General features: G+C 59.2%; 14 protein-coding genes and 1 pseudogene. 8 read left to right on the top strand and 7 right to left on the bottom strand.

The window, feature by feature from the left end; genetic code table 11:
• Positions 1 to 785 (top strand): type VI secretion system tip protein TssI/VgrG (gene tssI / locus Q1V60_RS03170; RefSeq protein ID WP_300627354.1); only part of this gene is annotated, 785 nt, incomplete at its 5' end.
• Between the two features lie 30 nt (positions 786 to 815).
• On the opposite strand, the gene Q1V60_RS03165 is transcribed toward tssI, so the two are convergent.
• The 4 genes from Q1V60_RS03165 to Q1V60_RS03150 are packed head-to-tail and all read right to left on the bottom strand — an operon-like array spanning position 816 to position 3,324.
• Positions 816 to 1,241: a GTP pyrophosphokinase gene (locus Q1V60_RS03165; protein ID WP_300627353.1), complete on the bottom strand. Its 426-nt coding sequence runs from the start codon at positions 1,239 to 1,241 to the stop codon at positions 816 to 818.
• Positions 1,238 to 1,468, bottom strand: a complete 231-nt coding sequence (locus Q1V60_RS03160) for a hypothetical protein (RefSeq protein ID WP_300627352.1) — start codon at positions 1,466 to 1,468, stop codon at positions 1,238 to 1,240. The genes Q1V60_RS03165 and Q1V60_RS03160 overlap by 4 nt, the downstream gene beginning before the upstream one ends.
• Positions 1,458 to 2,846, bottom strand: coding sequence for a PAAR domain-containing protein (locus Q1V60_RS03155; protein WP_300627350.1), 1,389 nt, complete (start codon positions 2,844 to 2,846; stop codon positions 1,458 to 1,460). The genes Q1V60_RS03160 and Q1V60_RS03155 overlap by 11 nt, the downstream gene beginning before the upstream one ends.
• 43 nt (positions 2,847 to 2,889) lie before the next feature.
• Positions 2,890 to 3,324, bottom strand: a complete 435-nt coding sequence (locus Q1V60_RS03150) for a DcrB-related protein (protein ID WP_300627348.1) — start codon at positions 3,322 to 3,324, stop codon at positions 2,890 to 2,892.
• A 293-nt stretch (positions 3,325 to 3,617) separates the two neighbouring features.
• Here Q1V60_RS03150 and Q1V60_RS03145 point away from each other — a divergent pair.
• From Q1V60_RS03145 to Q1V60_RS03125, 5 genes and pseudogenes are all read left to right on the top strand, one after another.
• Positions 3,618 to 3,812: pseudogene (locus Q1V60_RS03145) on the top strand (hypothetical protein); the annotation flags it as partial.
• Positions 3,813 to 3,954: 142 nt separating this feature from the next.
• Positions 3,955 to 5,895, top strand: coding sequence for a type VI secretion system Vgr family protein (locus Q1V60_RS03140; protein ID WP_300627346.1), 1,941 nt, complete (start codon positions 3,955 to 3,957; stop codon positions 5,893 to 5,895).
• A gap of 15 nt (positions 5,896 to 5,910) precedes the next feature.
• Entirely contained in the window at positions 5,911 to 6,345 is a 435-nt protein-coding gene (locus tag Q1V60_RS03135) for a DcrB-related protein (RefSeq protein ID WP_300627344.1), read from the top strand.
• Positions 6,346 to 6,357: 12 nt separating this feature from the next.
• Positions 6,358 to 10,755, top strand: coding sequence for an RHS repeat-associated core domain-containing protein (locus Q1V60_RS03130; protein ID WP_300627343.1), 4,398 nt, complete (start codon positions 6,358 to 6,360; stop codon positions 10,753 to 10,755).
• A 10-nt stretch (positions 10,756 to 10,765) separates the two neighbouring features.
• Positions 10,766 to 11,122 (top strand): hypothetical protein, encoded by a 357-nt coding sequence (locus Q1V60_RS03125; protein ID WP_300627341.1) that lies wholly within the window; start codon positions 10,766 to 10,768, stop codon positions 11,120 to 11,122.
• Positions 11,123 to 11,207: 85 nt separating this feature from the next.
• On the opposite strand, the gene Q1V60_RS03120 is transcribed toward Q1V60_RS03125, so the two are convergent.
• The 3 genes from Q1V60_RS03120 to Q1V60_RS03110 all read right to left on the bottom strand — a co-directional run bounded on the left by Q1V60_RS03120 (position 11,208) and on the right by Q1V60_RS03110 (position 13,027).
• Positions 11,208 to 11,483, bottom strand: a complete 276-nt coding sequence (locus tag Q1V60_RS03120) for an HU family DNA-binding protein (protein ID WP_003176958.1) — start codon at positions 11,481 to 11,483, stop codon at positions 11,208 to 11,210.
• Positions 11,484 to 11,674: 191 nt separating this feature from the next.
• Positions 11,675 to 12,823: an FAD-dependent oxidoreductase gene (locus Q1V60_RS03115; protein WP_300627338.1), complete on the bottom strand. Its 1,149-nt coding sequence runs from the start codon at positions 12,821 to 12,823 to the stop codon at positions 11,675 to 11,677.
• Positions 12,824 to 12,859: 36 nt separating this feature from the next.
• Positions 12,860 to 13,027 (bottom strand): rubredoxin, encoded by a 168-nt coding sequence (locus Q1V60_RS03110; RefSeq protein ID WP_017476746.1) that lies wholly within the window; start codon positions 13,025 to 13,027, stop codon positions 12,860 to 12,862.
• Positions 13,028 to 13,220: 193 nt separating this feature from the next.
• On the opposite strand from Q1V60_RS03110, the gene Q1V60_RS03105 reads away from it, so the two are divergent.
• Together Q1V60_RS03105 and ubiA are read left to right on the top strand one after the other, a co-directional pair.
• Positions 13,221 to 13,784: a chorismate lyase gene (locus tag Q1V60_RS03105; protein WP_300627336.1), complete on the top strand. Its 564-nt coding sequence runs from the start codon at positions 13,221 to 13,223 to the stop codon at positions 13,782 to 13,784.
• Positions 13,784 to 14,674 (top strand): 4-hydroxybenzoate octaprenyltransferase, encoded by an 891-nt coding sequence (gene ubiA, locus Q1V60_RS03100; protein ID WP_300627334.1) that lies wholly within the window; start codon positions 13,784 to 13,786, stop codon positions 14,672 to 14,674. Before Q1V60_RS03105 ends, ubiA begins: the two co-directional genes overlap by 1 nt.
• The last annotated feature ends 156 nt before the right edge of the window (positions 14,675 to 14,830 follow it).

The following is a 14,830-nucleotide window of genomic DNA, read 5'->3' as shown; positions in this document are numbered from 1 at the left end:
TCTGGACCGACCAGTACGGCCGCGTGAAGGTGCACTTCTACTGGGACCGCCACGATCAATCCAACGAGAACAGCTCCTGCTGGATCCGCGTGTCGCAATCCTGGGCCGGCAAGAACTGGGGCTCGATGCAGATCCCGCGGATCGGCCAGGAAGTGATTGTGAGCTTTCTGGAAGGTGACCCGGACCGGCCGATTATCACGGGGCGGGTCTACAACGCCGAGCAGACGGTGCCGTACAAACTGCCCGAAAATGCCACGCAAAGCGGCATGAAAAGCCGCTCGAGCAAGGGCGGCACGCCAGCCAACTTCAACGAAATACGCATGGAGGACAAAAAAGGCGCCGAGCAACTCTATATCCACGCAGAGCGTAATCAGGATATTGCTGTAGAAAATGACGAAGGCCACTGGGTAGGTCACGACCGCCACAGCACGGTGGATCACAACGAGACAGTCAGAATCGGCAATGACCGTCTGCGTGCGGTGTCGGCCAATGATGCGTTGCATGTCGGCGGGGCCAAGAGCGACAGCATCAACACCCAATACCTGATCGAGGCAGGATCGCAGATTCGGCTGGTCTGCGGAAAAAGCGTGCTGGAGTTCAACGCCGATGGCGAGATCAACATCTCAGGCACCGCTTTCAATATCTACGCCAGTGGCAACGGCAATATCGATACGGGTGGCCGGTTGGACCTCAACGCAGGCAATGCCTGCGCCGTGGATAACAAGGGCAAAGGTATCAAAAGCGTGATCGATGCAGCGGTGAAAGCGTTCTTTCCCAAGCGCTGAAAAGGCAGAGCAAAGCGCCTGCCCAGTCGATCAGGTCGGCAGCAAAAGATATTGCAGCGCTTTGTGGTACTTAGCGATCCTCTCCAGGTCCTTTGCCCCCAGCGTGGGCAATCGCGTGAGGTTGAGGTTGTCCCGAATGTCTTCGATTTTCACCTTGCGTGCCAACTCAATAGGCCGTATACGCGCAATGAAGTCTTCGTAGATTTCGCCGGGACGCTTTGAGAGGCAGTCAATGGCATGTATCACAGGTTCGCTGAGGCCCAGCTGTCTTAATTCATCCAGGGTCACATCACCGTCTTCGACGACATCGTGCAGAACGCTGACAACCTGCTCGTCCAGTGTCTCGAATTTCAACATCAAGCGCAGCGGGTGCAGAATGTAAGGCTTGCCAGACTTATCCACCTGCCCCGCGTGAACACGACAGGCCAGCGCAATGACGGCGTCAAGAATACTCATTGGCGTGGGAACCCTTTCTCATATTGCTCACGGGTGATTTCCCGGCCCGAGCATAATGCCTCCCGATACAGACGATGGTCGGGAGCAACCGGCTCAGTGCGCTCTTGTGCGCCATAGAACTTGACGTATATTTTTTTCTCCCGGTGATCCCAGCGATACGTGACTTCTTCAAAGTTGTAATCAATGAAAACGTCCCGGGTTAAAAGCGCTTCAAAATCAATTGCCACTGCTCCCCCTTATCGCGTCGTAATAGGCTTTGCTCTTATTGGCAATGGCTTTTGCTTCGGCACTGTTTGGGTCCAGCACCCGCCATTCCTCATAGTACTTGTGGCCCAGTCCACCTTCGACGTTGGCTTTCGCCGCCACCGCATTGTACGTGTCATCGCCCAACAACACCCGGCTCAGTGCCTCCGGCTCCTTGGCATAGATCATTTCAGGTGAGTTGACTTGGATTTCCCCAGGAAGACCTGCGCGCGTGGGCAGAGTGGAGTTGACGCCACTGTAGCCCATAGGATCAGTTGCACCATCGATGATCTTGACCTTGGCTCCTTGGTTACCCAGTTCAGTCGCGACAGCGCCTACCTGATCTGATTTGACAATGATCGTGTTTCTTGCCAAATCCTTGATACGGGTCGGGTCACCGTCATAGTCATTCATAATCTTCTCGACGGCCCTCGCCTGGGATTTTATGGGCGCCTTGGCAACCGTCCCGCCATATTTGGCGGCCAATTGATCTGCGGTAGCATCGATTTCTGCCTTTGCACCTGGTGCCTTCGCATAAACCTCTTCAAAGCCTTTGGGCAACGGGGTCTGAGGCTCGGACTTAAGCGCTGGCGCTGCTTTAGGTTTCGCAAGCTTGGCGCCTAATCCCAACAGCGCCATGCCCGCTACACCTTGTAACAGGTCTCTATAGCCTGGGCCCAACCTGTCGCCCAGATCACCCAGGATCGCCATGCCGCCCAAAACCAGACCGCCGATAACAACAAACTCTGCAAGAACTGCCAGGCCAGCCATGCCTGCAAGAATCAGGGCTCCCCCCGCTGCAAGCAATCCGAGCGTCTCCAGGCCCGTGTGCATCCAACCTTCGATATCAAGAACGAACGCCACCGAAACGGTCGGGCCACCAATAAACGTATCAGGACTGCCACTCTTGATATGAGCACCGCAGACCATCTTGCTGTGCAGGCGTGCTGCTGGCTTGCCGTTGATAAATACGGTGGCACTGCCTTCGGCAATCAATACCGGGAACGGCCAAAGAGGGTGGTTCATCGGCAGTCCCGAGCAGGTGGCGGCGATGTCCTCCCCGGCCCTCATCGCATTGAGACCATTGATATAGACGTTGAAACTGCCCAGCGACAACGTTCCCGTCGTGGGTTCGGGCAAGTTGAAGATCGTACTCAGGCCTTTGACGATCTGAAACATCGACAGACCACCTGCAGCAATCGCCCCCGCCATGATCACCACGGCCAACCCACCAGTGGCAACCGTAGCGGCGATCACTGCGGCGCCAATCAATGCGCCTGCGACAGCCCCTGCGAGCATCGCAGCCACCCCAAAGCCGTGGGCTATTTCATCCCCTAGACGAGCTGCTGCCTGCGCATCCATTGCGTCTATCTACCGTATTGGTTAAACCGCTGCCATGTTCGAATCAGGTGCCTGACACAAAGGGTTTGAGGCTGCTCATGGCGATTTTCCAGGCAGTCTCGTGATGAACCAGATCACCCGGCGTGGTCGTCAAAGTGGTGATCAACACGGCCGGTTTTCGCTCGATAAACATCTGGCGCAACATCAGTTCGCGCCCCTCACGCGTCCAGGTGTAATCCAGCAGTGTGGCGGCATGTTCATGCAGCACCGTGTCCCAACGCTGGACCAACTTGAACTCCGGCAATTGCTGCTCTGCGCTCTGCACTTGCTTGTCAATGTAAGCCGCGAAAGTCGCGTCGCCTTGGGAGGCATCACGACTGATGACAAAACTGGCTTCCTTGGCGCTACCAACGGCCGGCAGCTTGAAGATATTAATACTCTGGTCCTGCCAGGTATCAGGGATTTCGAGGTCCGCTTCTTGAATTCTGTAGAGGGTCACAGTGATCGCTTTCCATGGATGTGAGTGACGCGAGCAAGCGTAGATACTCAGGTAATGCACCACAATAATCAAGCCGAGGGAAATACCGCTAATGGCGCTGATTGGGCATCACCGGCTTGACACGCTATAGCAGCTCCGGACCTGAACAGCTTGAACAATTCATCGCATTGCTGTTTTGGCATGCGGCTGAATACGCGGCTGTTGATGCCTGGCGATTTGGCGTCTACGATTCATGCGATTTTCCTTGTTAAATCCTTCTTATCGCAGATGGAGCTGCGCGAGCCTTCGCCTCGGTTGACCTGATCGTCTCACGCTGCACCGAAACCGAAAGCGGCGGGCGCATGATCGACACCATCCTCACCAACAGCCTGCTGCCGGACATGAGCCGTGAATTCCTCACGCGCATGCTGGAAGGCAAGGCGCTGGCGGGGGTGCGGATCAGCAGCCGGGATAATGAATTGCACTACGACTTCAGCGACGCGGCATAAACGCCGCTACACCTGTAGGAGCGAGCTTGCTCGCGAAGAACCCGAGAACGCCGCGTTCATTCAGCATGCCCGCGCCATCGTTGACGACCTTCGCGAGCAAGCTCGCTCCTACAGTTGAAATAGAACTTGAACAGGTTAACCGATGCTATTCAACCAAGCCTCACGCCTGGCCAAAATCACCAGCCCCCTCGGGCCGGATGTGCTGTTGCTCAATGAAATGGGCGGCGGTGAAGAGCTGGGGCGGCTGTTCAACTATGAGCTGCAATTGACGTCCCTGGACGCCAACATCGACCTCAACCAGTTGCTCGGCAAGCCCATGAGCGTGGGACTGCAACTGGCTGACGGCGGTGAACGGCACTTTCACGGCATCGTCGCGCGATGCAGCCAGAACATCGACCAAGGCCAGTTCGCCAGTTACCAGGTGACACTGCGCCCGTGGTTGTGGCTGCTGAGCCGCACCTCGGACTGCCGGATTTTCCAGAACCTGAGCATCCCGCAGATCATCAAGCAGGTGTTTCGCGACCTGGGTTTTTCCGACTTCGAAGACGCGCTTAGCCGCCCGTACCGCGAGTGGGAATACTGCGTGCAGTACCGCGAGACCAGCTTCGATTTCGTCAGCCGGTTGATGGAACAGGAAGGCATCTACTACTTCTTCCGCCATGAGCAGGACCGCCACGTACTGGTACTGGCCGACGCCTATGGCGCCCACACTACCGTGCCGGGTTATGCGTCGATCCCGTATTACCCCAAGGACGAACAGCAGCGCGAACGCGACCACATGCACAACTGGCACCTGGCGCAAGAAGTGCAGCCGGGCTCGCTGGAGCTCAACGATTACGACTTCCAGCGCCCCAGCGCCAGCATCGACGTGCGCTCGGCCATGCCGCGCCCGCACACCGCCGGCGACTACCCGCTGTACGACTACCCCGGCACCTACGTGCAAAGCGAGGACGGCGAACACTATGCGCGCACCCGTATCGAAGCCCTGCAAACCCTGCACGAACAGATCGAGTTCGCCGGCAATGCGCGCGGCCTGGGTTCGGGCCACCTGTTCAGCCTCACCGGCTTCAGCCGCCAGGACCAGAACCGCGAGTATTTGATCATTGGTTGCCGTTATTACATCGTCCAGGAAAGCCTGGAAAGCGGCGGCGGCTCGGGTTCGGCGCAGTTTGAAAGCAGCCTGACCTGCATCCCCGCGCAACAGAGCTACCGCACCCTGCCCGCCACCCATCGGCCTGTGGTAAAAGGCCCGCAAACCGCGCTGGTGGTCGGCCCCAAAGGCGAAGAAATCTGGACCGACCAGTACGGCCGCGTGAAGGTGCACTTCTACTGGGACCGCCACGATCAATCCAACGAGAACAGCTCCTGCTGGATCCGCGTGTCGCAATCCTGGGCCGGCAAGAACTGGGGCTCGATGCAGATTCCCCGGATCGGCCAGGAAGTGATCGTGAGCTTCCTTGAGGGTGACCCGGACCGGCCGATTATCACGGGGCGGGTGTACAACGCCGAGCAGACAGTGCCTTACGACCTGCCAGAAAACGCAACCCAGAGCGGCATGAAGAGCCGTTCGAGCAAGGGCGGCACGCCGGCCAATTTCAATGAAATCCGTATGGAGGACAAGAAGGGCCTGGAGCAGTTGTATATCCATGCCGAGCGCAATCAGGACATCGTGGTGGAGGTGGATGAGAGCCATTCGGTGGGGCATGACCGTAACAAAAGCATCGGCCACAACGAGACGGTGACGATCGGCAACAACCGTCTGCGCATCGTCAAGCAGGAAGACATCCTCTCAGTGGGCCAGCGCAAGACCGATAGCATCAGCCAGAGCTACGTCATTGAAGTGGGCGAAAACCTGCGCCTGGTCTGTGGCGAAAGCATTCTGGAGCTGAACGCCAGCGGTCAGATCAACCTCACCGGCGTGCAGATCAGTTTTTATGCCAGCGGCGACGCCGAGTTCAATACCGGCGGTGTGCTGCACCTGAACAACGGTGGCGGTGCCGGCGCCACACCCGATGGCCAGGGCGTGAAAGCCAGCATCGACGCCAATATCAAAGCTGCGTTCCCCACGCCTAAAAGCTCCTGACGAGACCTGTTTGCCATGACGTATCGAATCAACGAATTCCAGTTTCAATTGCCTGCCGGCGAGCTGCAGGACGCCACGATCAACATCCTCAAGTTCCCCGAGCTGGGCACGTCCCTGATCGTCAGCCGTAGCCTGCTCGCCGAGGGTGAAACCCTGCACAGCAATTTTAATGACCAGCTCCAGCGCCTGGAGAAACAGGTGCAGGATTTGCGTTATCAACCCGGTGTGGATGTGCGTTTGGGCGCGGCGCAGGAAGTCGAAGGCATCGAGTTGCGCAGCCAGTTCAACAAGGGCAATGACAAGGTGTTCCAGTACCAGCTGGCGTTGGTGATACCGACTACGCGCAAGATGCTTGCCCTGAGTTACGTGAAGGCCGACAAGCTGGGGGATGCCGAGGCGGCGCATTGGGCGTTGATAAAAGATTCACTGTCGTTCGACGCCATTTCTTGATGAGCGGCCTGCATGTCTGACGCTCTATGGGCAGCCCGCATGGGCGATGCGCTCTCCCACACGTCGATGATGGCCGACATCCTCGGCGGTGTGCTGGAGGTGGCGGCCAATATCGCAATCACGGCGGTGGCGACCGCTGCAGTGGTCGCGGCCACCGGCATTACCGTTGCCACCGGCGGGCTCGGCTGTTTTCTGCTGGGTGCGGTGGTGGGCACGATTGTCGGCCTGGCCATGAGCAAGACGGGGGCGGATAAAGGCCTGACGAATTTATGCGACAGCTTCAGCAATGCCCTGTTCCCGCCCACGGTGCAGGCCAATATCCTCACCGGTTCCACCGACACCCTGACCAACAACATCCCCGCCGCCCGCGCCGCCGGGGCGATCACTTCCCACGTCACACCAGCCGGCACCGAGCTGGAAGAGCCTGCACCTGAGGCAGAAGCCAGCTACCTGGACATGGCCGAGAGTTTCTTCTCGCAGATGTGGCGTCCGACTGTCGCGACGCCGGCTCCCGGCGCCGAGCCCAAGCCACTGGATGTGGTCGTGTGCATGAAGCACCCGCCGATGCCGCCGCAGTTCCTGGCCGAAGGTTCGGACAAGGTCACGATCAATGGCCAGCCGGCGGTGCGCAGCGGTGATCGCAGCACCTGTGATGCGACCGTCGTTTCCTCCGGGTTGATCTCATCGAACGTGACCATTGGCGGCGGTTCGGTGGTAGTGCGCGAGATTCGCAGCGGCAAGACGCCGGGTGTCGGGCTGGCGGTGACGGCGCTGTTGATGCTCAAGGGCGGCAAGGGCAAGTTCTTCAGCAAACTGCCGTGCATGTTGATTGGTGGCGCCACTTCGATGGCTGTCAGCAGCGCGATGGGGGCCATGGCCAATGCGGCGATGGGCTCGTCGAACCCGGTGCATGCGGCGACCGGGGCGAAGGTGCTGGGCGGCGATGACGAGCTGGATTTCGTGCTGCCCGGCATCTTGCCGATTGATTGGCAACGTTTCTACAACAGCCGTGACGAACGCACGGGCAGTTTGTTCGGCGCGGGTTGGAGCGTGCCGTATGAGGTGTGCGTCGAAATTCGTCCCCATCCCGACGGCGGCGAAACGCTGGTGTACACCGATGAGCAGGGCCGTCCTATCGACATGGGTTCCATTCCCCTGGGCGGCGCGGTGTTCAGTGCCGGTGAAGGGCTCGCCGTGCGGCGGCACCTCAATGGGCAGTTGCTGATTGAAAGCGATGACGGCCTGTATCGTTTGTTCGAACCCACGCCGGCCAAGGCAACGTTGCTGCGGCTAATCCAACTCGGCGACCGCAACGACAACCGCATCCACGTCGATTATGACGAAGCCGGGCGACTGATGCGGCTGCGCGATACGTTCGATCTGGTGCAAGTCGAGTTGATCCGCGATCAAGGCCACGTGGTGCGGCTCGAACGTCTGTACTCCGATCAGCGTCGCGAAGTACTGGTCAGCTATGACTACGACACCGCCGGCAACCTGGCGCAGGTGCACGATGCCACCAGTCAGGTGCAGAGGCGCTTCAGCTACGATGCCGGCCGGCGCATGGTGGAGCACCAGTTGCCAACCGGGTTGCGCTGTTTCTACGAATGGGCGTTGGTTGAGGACGCGGAATGGCGCGTGGTCCGGCACTGGACCGACGAAGGCGACGCCTACCAGTTCGACTATGACTTGCAGGCCGGTATCACGCGAATTACCGATGGCTTGCAACGCGTCAGTACCCGCCACTGGAACACCCAGCACCAGATCATTCGATACAGCGATAACCTTGAGCAAACCTGGCTGTTCGAATGGAATGACGAACGCCAACTGCTCAGCGCGACCGACCCGTTGGGTGGCCGCTATGAATACAGCTACGACGAGTCCGGCAATCTTATCGGCGAATCCGACCCCCTGGGCCGCAGCGATTCGACCTTGTGGCTGGAACATTGGGCCCTGCCACTGGTGGAAACCGATGCCGCCGACAATAGTTGGGCTTATCGCTATGATCCGCGCGGCAATTGCATCGCCGAAACCGATCCGCTGGGCTATGTCACCCGCTACAGATATGACGCGCATGGCCAGGTTGTGGAGATCATCGACGCCACCGGAAAAAGCAAAAAGCTGCGCTGGAACCCGTTCGGGCAACTGGTCGAGCATGTCGACTGCTCGGGTTACCCAACGCGCTTCAGCTATGACGAACGCGGCTATCTGCAGGTCATCACCGATGCGCTCGGTGAGCGCACGCAGTTCAGCTACGATGCCCAAGGACGTTTGCTCAGCAGCCAACTGCCGGACGGTCGTACCGAGCAGTACCAGCGCGATGTCAGCGGCCAACTGGTGGGTTACACCGACCCGGCCGGGCACACCACGCTGTATCAGCACAACCGACGCGGCCAGGTACGCCAGCGCACGGACGCCCATGGTCGGCAGGTGCAGTTCGGCTATGACAGCTATGGGCGCCTGCAAGCGCTGATCAACGAGAACGGTGAACGCTATCGCTTTGCCTGGGACGCCGGGGATCGGCTGACGGAACAGCAAGACCTCGACGGCAGCGCCAAACGTTATGACTACGACCTGCTGGATAACATCACAACGGTGACTGCCGTTCCGGCACCTTATAGTAACGGCCTGGCGGTAGTTCCCGAGGCACCGCCTGCCCCTATCGTTCATCGCTTGGAGCGCGACGCGGTCGGCCGACTGGTTGCAAAAACCACCGACGATGGCCGCACCGACTACAGCTACGATGCAGTTGACCAGCTTACGGCAGTTACTTTCACTGACCTGCAAGGCAATGCCCAGGCTCTGGGCTTCGCCTACGACGCCCTCGGCCAGTTGCTGGCCGAACAGAGTGCCGCCGGCCATTTGCACCATCACTACGATGAACTCGGCAACCTGATCCAGACCCAACTGCCCGACGGCCGATGGCTCAATCGCCTGTACTACGGCAGTGGCCACCTGCACCAGATCAACCTCGACGGCCAGGTGATCAGCGACTTCGAACGCGACCGACTGCACCGCGAAGTGCTGCGCACCCAGGGCCAGCTCAGCACCCGCAGCGAATACGACCGCAGCGGCCGCCTGCGCGCACGCCAACGCCGCCTTGCCAGTCAGTCATCATTGATGCCTGCGGCGGCGCAAAAACAGTTCGAGTACGACCCCGCCGACAACCTGATCGGCAAACTCGACCAGCAACCCGCCGCACAACACCGCCAGCTACTGCACTACGACGCTACCGGCCGCATCATCGCCAGCCAGGACAGCCTGCACGGCCAGCGCGAAACCTTCGCCTACGACGCCGCCGCCAACCTACTGGACGGTCCGCAGACCGGTGCCGGGTTGGTGGTGCATAACAAGCTGCTGACGTATCAGGACAAGCGTTATCGCTATGACGCCTTTGGCCGGATGATCGAAAAACGCAGCGCAGCGCGGGGCCTGCAGCGTTTTACCTACGATGCTGAAAGCAGGCTGATTGAAGTACGCAATGAAAACGGCAGCGTGGTCAGGATGACCTACGACCCGCTGGGTCGCCGGATCGAGAAAACCGAGCATGGCAGTGATAGCTATCCACTGGGGCAAACCCGGTTCACCTGGGATGGTTTGCGACTGCTGCAGGAGCACAAACACAGCCAGACGAGTCTTTATGTTTACGAAGATGACGGCTACGAACCCTTGGCACGGGTCGATGGCACCGGGCCGCTGCAGAAGATTCGTTACTACCACAACGACCTGAACGGCCTGCCAGAACAACTGACCGAAGCGGATGGGCACAGCGTCTGGCAGGCGACGTATAGGGTCTGGGGCAACACGCTGGAGGAGGTGCGCGAGCCTTATTATATTGAAGAGCAGAATCTGCGGTTCCAGGGGCAGTACCTGGATCGAGAGACGGGGCTGCATTTTAATACGTTCAGGTTTTATGATCCGGATATTGGACGCTTCACGACCCCCGATCCCATCGGGCTAGCCGGAGGGCATAACTTCTATCAATATGGGCCGAACCCGGCTTCCTGGATTGACCCTTGGGGTTGGGCCAGCACAAATCCCGGGGTATACGACGTATCGTTTGAGGCCCACATCAACAAAGAAATTTGGCGTTCAAAGGACTCGGTACACTTCGCCGAATCTAACAGACAGCTTCATTACGCGATGAAGAACGATCCTGCCTTGAAAGCAACCGTCGAGGCGAAGCACCCAGGTATCTCAAAATGGGTTGAGCCGAAGAAAAATGGCAAATTCAGAACAACAGCAATGAAAGGCTCAACCTGGCATCACCACCCTGTAGTAGGCGGCAACCTGCAGCTGGTAAGTCATGAAGACCACAAAAACCGTCACGGCGATTACCATCCTAAAGGCCGTAATGGAAAACGAGTTGGCGGTCGGAAGACTTGGGGTGGCGGGTCATCGTGCAGAAAATAAGGAATTAATGATGAAGAAGATCCAAGGCATCACCAACTTGTTCAGCACTATCAACTCGGCTACCGAAAACGACTGGATCTACACCAATCTGGACAAGTGGGAAGATGAACCAGAAAAATCCGTCTTCTACCTCATTACCGAGGATGAGATTGACGATTTAGAGGAAGAGGATAAAACCGTCGAAAATGCTGCCGGAGAACTTATCCCCAAGTCCTTGGAAAAAGAGAACGTCGAAACCTGGCTAGATGTGCAAACGTTACAAGCCATATTCGAAGTCATTCAAAAGAAAGTTAAGGCACCGGCAACCGATATTTTGATCCGGGCGGTCAATCACTATCGAGAATACGACGATTTCATGGAAGCCTGATTCTTGCCCAACAACAATGGGCACTCGACTCAGTCGGCGTGCCCATTTCTCATACCACCCCGCCCCCTACGAGACGGTAACGCGATTACGCGTTAACAGTATCTTTCAGCGACTTACCCGGCTTGAACGCAACGGTATTACTGGCCTTGATTTTCACAGGCTCACCGGTTTGCGGGTTCTTGCCGGTGCGGGCGCCGCGGTGGCGCTGCAGGAAAGTGCCGAAGCCAACGAGCGTGACGCTGTCCTTGCGGTGCAGGGCGCCGGTGATTTCTTCGAGAACGGCGTTGAGGACGCGGTTGGCCTGCTCTTTGGTGAGATCGGCTTTTTCAGCGATGGCGGCTGCGAGTTCTGGTTTACGCATATGTGAAGCCTCTTTGACGGTTTTTTGTTGTTATGTCCGTGCTGCTCTCTGACGGAGCAGCGCCCAAAGCGCCGCAGGCTCTACTCTGCGGCAGACGGGAGTGAGAATGGCATGCCCTCGCACGCTCCGCCAGCCTCGCCGCGACCTTTATAGGGGTAAGAAGAGGCTGATTGCGACAGAACGACCGACATTTACGCCAGCAGCGGCGGAAGTTCTTTGTTCAACGCCAGTTTTTCCATAACGGCGGTGCCGGTCAGCGCGTAACCCAGCAGGCGCCCGCTGGCGTCGCGGCACAGGGCCTTGACGTCGGTGCCTTGGCCTTCGACGCTCCACACGCCTTCGCTGCCGCGTGGAGGCGGCGAAACCACCAGCGGGCAGACCGGGGTTTTCACGGTGATCGGCATCGGCCCGTAGCTTACGGCCGTGGCGTTGCCTGCCAAGGTTTGTGCCAAGGCGCGGGCGCAACTCATCAATGGCATGACGTACAGCAGGTTCAAGCCGTCGACCTCGGCGCAGTCGCCCAGGGCGTAGATATTGGCGTGAGAGGTCTTGAGGTGGCGGTCCACCATGATGCCGCGGTTGATTTGCAAGCCGGCCGCAGCCGCCAGGTCGATGCGCGGACGCAGGCCGATGGCGGAGACCACCAGGTCGCAGTGGATCACTTCGCCGTCCGACAGATGGGCTTCGAGGCCGTCGGCGCTGCGTTGCAGGCGGTTGAGCACCGGCCCCAGGTGGAAACGCGCGCCAATGCCTTCCAGTCCGGCTTGCACCGCCGCCGCCGCCGCCGGGTGCAGCAGGGTCGGCATGACTTGTTCGCACGGCGCAACCAGGTCGACTTCATAGCCGCCAAGGATCAGGTCGTTGGCAAATTCGCAGCCGATCAGGCCGGCGCCGAGCAGCAGCACGCGGCGTTTGCCGGCGGCGGCGGCGCGAAAGCGCGCGTAATCTTCAAGATCGTTGATCGGGAAAATCAGCTCGGCGCCATCGCCCTCGACCGGCACGCGGACGGTCTCCGCGCCCCAGGCCAGGATCAGGTCGCGATAGGCCACCGATTCCTCGCCGATCCACAGGCGCTTGTGGCCGGGGTCAATGCCGCTGATACGCGTATGGGTGCGCACCTCAGCCTTGAGTTGCTCGGCCATGGTGCCGGGTTCAGCCATGCTCAGGCCATCGGCTTCCTTGTTCTTGCCGAAACCTGTGGAGAGCATGGGCTTGGAGTAGGAGCGCCCGTCATCCGCGGTGATCAGCAGCAATGGGGTCTCGCTGTCGAGCTTGCGAAACTCCCGGGCTACGTTGTAACCGGCCAATCCTGTGCCGATGATCACGACAGGTGAGTTCATTCCTTTCTCCTTGTAGTACGTTTCGTAAACTTCAAATTAGCCGATTTCGATCATTTCGAAATCCATCTTGCCTACGCCGCAGTCCGGGCACAGCCAGTCTTCCGGCACGTCCTGCCACAGGGTGCCCGGAGCGATTCCATCATCCGGCCAGCCATCTTTTTCGTCATAGATCAGGCCACAGACGATACATTGCCATTTCTTCATTACTTGCTTCCTCAGGGTCAGGCATCTTGGCCGACGGTCGATATACAGCGCTGCCGCTCGGCTCAGGGCGTTTTGTACTGATCAGCGCCGACAGATGCAAGCACGATCGGCGCAAACGGCGGGTTCGGCGCGGCAAAAGTTGAGGACGCCATGGTAAGCTCGCCGCCTCTTTTGCTGCCTATATTGACTCGCCGTGCCGCACTCAATCGCCCCTTCCGATGCTTGCCGATGGCTGCCCCAGAGCCTTCTGCGCCCAATGCCTGCGCCCTTGACCCTCGATTGGCTGTTCGATGAAGGCTCGCTGACGCGGCGGCTGACAGAGCTGTCCAATAACGGCTTCAGCGTGATGCCGCTGCTCGAAGGCTGGCAACCGTTGCGCGACGATGAATGTGCGGCGCTGAACCTGCCCTCTGCCACTGTCGGCTGGGTGCGCGAGGTGTATTTGCGCGGGCATGACCAACCTTGGGTGTTTGCCCGCAGCGTCGCGTCACGTGGCGCATTGCAGGGCGACGGCTTGCATATGGATGAGTTGGGCAGCCGGTCGCTGGGCGAGTTGTTGTTCTGCGACCGTGCCTTCACCCGCCAGCCGATCGAGGTGTGCCATTACCCGGCGCAATGGCTACCTGCGGCAGACCAGACCGACGCGCTGTGGGCGCGCCGCTCGCGCTTCGATCGCGGGGCGCTGAGCGTGCTGGTGGCGGAAGTCTTCCTGCCGAGTTTCTGGCATGTGCTGCATGACCATCCGGAGAACCGCTGATGTACCAACGTGTGCTCAAATCCTTGAATCGCCTGAACCCCAGGGCCTGGGATTTTATTCAGTTGACGCGCATGGACAAGCCTATCGGCATCTACCTGCTGCTGTGGCCGACGCTGTGGGCGCTGTGGATCGCCGGCAAGGGCTCGCCGTCGCTGCTCAATATCGTGATTTTCGTGCTGGGCGTGGTGCTGACCCGAGCCGGTGGCTGTGTGATCAACGACTGGGCCGACCGCAAGGTCGACGGTCATGTCAAACGCACCGAGCAACGTCCGCTGGTCAGCGGCAGGATCAGTTCGAAAGAGGCGCTGGTGTTTTTTGCGCTGCTGATGGGCATCAGCTTCCTGCTGGTGCTGCTGACCAACGCCAGCACCATCCTGTTGTCCCTCGGCGGGCTGGTGCTGGCGGCGAGTTATCCGTTCATGAAGCGCTACACCTATTACCCGCAGGTAGTGTTGGGTGCGGCGTTTTCGTGGGGCATGCCGATGGCGTTCACGGCCGAGACCGGCGACCTGCCGGCCGAAGCGTGGCTGCTGTACATCGCCAACCTGCTGTGGACGGTGGGTTACGACACGTATTACGCGATGACCGACCGCGACGACGACTTGAAGATCGGCGTGAAATCCACCGCGATTCTGTTCGGTGATGCTGACCGTTTGATCATTCTCACCCTGCAGGGCCTGGCGCTGGTGTGTCTGTTGCTCGCGGGGGCTCGGTTTGAGCTGGGCGGCTGGTTCCACCTCGGGCTGCTGGCGGCGGCGGGCTGTTTTGCCTGGGAGTTCTGGTACACCCGGGACAGGGACCGCATGAAGTGCTTCAAGGCGTTTTTGCACAACCATTGGGCGGGGTTGGCGATATTTGTGGGGATTGTGACGGATTACGCGTTGCGCTGATCAGGACCGGCGCCATCGCGGGCAAGCCCGCTCCCAAACAGGCATCCGTTGCACATGTGGGAGCGGGCTTGCCCTAATGCCGGTCAGTTAAGCGCTAAAGCAGAAAAACCTGCGACCTGTGGCGAGGGAGCTTGCTCCCGTTGGGGCGCGAAGCGG

This window comes from Pseudomonas sp. (genome assembly GCF_030147005.1).
GTDB lineage: Bacteria > Pseudomonadota > Gammaproteobacteria > Pseudomonadales > Pseudomonadaceae > Aquipseudomonas.
Note: the sequence above shows the minus strand (reverse complement) of the source record. Positions and strands in the feature narration are given on the sequence as shown.